This is a genomic window from Treponema sp. J25 (assembly GCF_004343725.1).
Taxonomy (GTDB): Bacteria; Spirochaetota; Spirochaetia; order Treponematales; family Breznakiellaceae; genus J25.
Window position 1 is genome coordinate 1 of sequence record NZ_PTQW01000019.1, and the last position, 1601, is coordinate 1601.

The 1601-nt window shown below is 44.5% G+C and carries 2 protein-coding genes; both read left to right on the forward strand.

Annotated features, from left to right (window positions below; genetic code table 11):
• Nucleotides 1-80: 80 nt before the first annotated feature.
• Nucleotides 81-740 carry an N-6 DNA methylase gene (locus C5O22_RS06965; protein ID WP_132780495.1) on the forward strand — a complete coding sequence of 220 codons (660 nt, stop codon included), beginning with the start codon at nucleotides 81-83 and terminating at the stop codon, nucleotides 738-740.
• An 11-nt stretch (nucleotides 741-751) separates the two neighbouring features.
• Nucleotides 752-1189: a GxxExxY protein gene (locus C5O22_RS06970; protein ID WP_132780496.1), complete on the forward strand. Its 438-nt coding sequence runs from the start codon at nucleotides 752-754 to the stop codon at nucleotides 1187-1189.
• Nucleotides 1190-1601 lie beyond the last annotated feature (412 nt).

A 1601-nucleotide genomic window follows, 5' to 3' on the forward strand; every position in this document is an offset into this window, starting at 1 on the left:
CCATGTCTCTTAACACACCAGCTACGCACCCTTAAGTCCTTGCCAGGAGATATTTTTTGGGTCATACTAAATAAAACACCATGGAAAAACACATTAAATCACGACATCGAGTAGCAGAATATGGAGAAGTTCTTACTCCCCGTCATATTGTAAACGCCATGCTTGACCTGGTAGAGCAGGAGACGGTCCGTATAGATTCCCGCTTTTTAGAGCCCGCCTGCGGCACGGGGAATTTTTTAATCGCCATACTTGAACGCAAACTCCAGGTGGTGGATCAGCGCTACCGTAAAAACCAGCTCGAATACGAACGCTACGCAGTGCTCGCTGTCTCAAGCTTGTACGGGATTGATATTTTGCTCGATAATGTCGAAGAATGCCGTCACCGGCTTTATCAGACCTTTGATACGGCGTACACAACTCTCTACGGAGAAAAAACTAAGGAAGCTTGCCGGGAAAGCGTCCGTTTTATTTTATCCTGCAATATTTTACATGGGGATGCCTTGTCGCTCAAAACAGTGGGCGAAAATCCTCAACCCATTATCTTTCCCGAGTGGTCATTAGTGAACGGCAGTATGATGAAACGGCGAGATTTTGCTTTTCATGAGCTAGTGAATCATGCCTCCATGCGGGATCTGCCCCTTTTTTCCGATCAGGAAGAAGAGGTTTTTATTCCCGAGCCGGTCAGAGATTATCCGCCGGTGCATTTCTTAGAACTAGCCCAGCGTATGAATCCTCAGTAAGGGGAATTCAAATGAGTTTGATTGAACAGCAAGAAAAAAGAGAGCCCCAAAAGAACGCTAAAGAACATGAATTGATTTATAAAGATGAAATCTATGCTATTGTGGGGGCGGCTATGGAAGTGGCCAATGAACTTGGTAGCGGTTTCCTAGAAGCGGTCTATCAAGAGGCTCTGGCTATTGAGTTTGAAGAGCAACGAATACCTTTTATATCACAACCGTCCCTAGAAATAGTATACAAAGGTCGTAAATTAGTTAAGGAATACTTTCCGGATTTTATATGCTTTGGTAAAATTATTGTAGAAATCAAGGCGATCAAACAATTAACATCGATTGAAGAAGCCCAATTATTGAATTATTTGAAAGCGGCGGACAAACCTGTTGGTTTACTGCTTAACTTTGGAACTCCCAAGTTAGAATGGAAGCGTATGGTAATGACAGAAATCCACTAATGAACGTGATAGAACGAAGGGGAAACCGCGAATGGACACGAAGGGGATAGAAGGAGGCTGGGAGCTATTGGTGTTAATTCGTGTGCATTCTCGGATAAAGGGGGAACCGCGAATAAACGCTAATGAACGCTAATGGACACGAATAAGGAAGATATATCTGGTAGTTATGATTTATTAGTGTTCATTAGCGTGTATTCGTGGATAAGAGGGGGGACCGCGAATGGACACGAAGGGGATAGAAGGAGGCTGGGAGCTATTGGTGTTAATTCGTGTGCATTCTCGGATAAAGGGGGAACCGCGAATAAACGCTAATGAACGCTAATGAACACGAAGAGGGGGATAGCCGGTGGCCAGGATTCATTAGCGTGTATTCGCGTGTATTGGCGGATAAAGGGGGAAACCGCGAATGGAC